The sequence below is a fragment of the Chitinivorax tropicus genome (genome assembly GCF_014202905.1).
GTDB lineage: Bacteria > Pseudomonadota > Gammaproteobacteria > Burkholderiales > SCOH01 > Chitinivorax > Chitinivorax tropicus.
Genome location: NZ_JACHHY010000089.1, coordinates 1 through 1,100, shown reverse-complemented (window position 1 = coordinate 1,100; position 1,100 = coordinate 1). Strand labels below are relative to the sequence as shown.

Sequence of the window (1,100 nt, the reverse complement as noted above, 5' to 3'; positions counted from 1 at the left end):
GTCTGGCAGAAGGAGCTATTTGGCGATATCAACTCCACACCCTCCAGCAACACGCCGCTGAAGGCGAACCCGCCATCCGTGCCGACGACCCTGCTAACACAGGGCTTTCAGGCTGGGGCGGTAGTGCCACCGCATAGTTTGACATTTGAACCAATGCGAACCCGTGTGGTTGCTAGTGCTACTCAAGGTGGCACGTTGAGTTTGCTGAATACTTTTGATGGAATATCTTGTGATGGATCAGAAGATACTTCGCCTGCAAATAGGCCAAGACCAAAAGCAAACCAGTTCTATTACACGATACATCTTCCAGCCACCATTCCAACCGGACGCTATGAAGTTATTGGGCCAAGTGGGAATATCATAGCAACATATGACAAAGGGACGGTGGCAGCAAGCTTTCAAGTATCAAATGAAATTCAAGAGAGGATTAGTACGACTCATACACTTCGCTACAAATCCAATGATGGGTCTTCTGCTTCGTTTACACTTGGAACATTTTCAGTCTCAGGAAGCATTCTTCTGGAACCGGGAAATGATTATTATGATATTTACACATCTACCATTTACTCTTCGTGGCAGAGTGGCAAGCTTTGCATCAAGTATGGCACCCCCTCTGATTCGGTTCAAGCGTCTATCTATCTAGATAATTCAAATGGCTATAGCCTAGTGGCAAGCCAGTCGCTTGAGAAGGCTGGCCAATTAAGTAACTTCCTCCTAAATACCAGCTCTATTAATCCAGGAAATTATGTTGCTTTTCTTAATGTAAATAAAAATGGCATTCTTTCTGAAAGGAGTTTGATCAAATTTTCTATTTCTTCGGATAGATTTACCCAGGCAATAGGGTTTGAAAGTTCAACCACTTCAAATAAATGCATGGCCATTGGAGGGTTGAATTTAAATGGCACCCGGGCATATCAATTCAATATACCGGGCGTGGGTGAAGGAAAGATCTACTATCGCAACGCCAATACATCAGGCGCATGGCAATCAAAACCGTTTGCTAGCGGGGCTGATATTACTCTGCCAGCGCAGGATCTGGATTTCCTGATCAATGCCAATGGTACTTGGTATTCTGCATCGACCGCCCAGGCACAAAAATC

General features: G+C 44.9%; 1 protein-coding gene. It reads left to right on the top strand.

The window, feature by feature from the left end:
• Window positions 1-195 precede the first annotated feature (195 nt).
• Window positions 196-1,100 (top strand): hypothetical protein (locus tag HNQ59_RS19465; protein ID WP_221320309.1); only part of this gene is annotated, 905 nt, incomplete at its 3' end.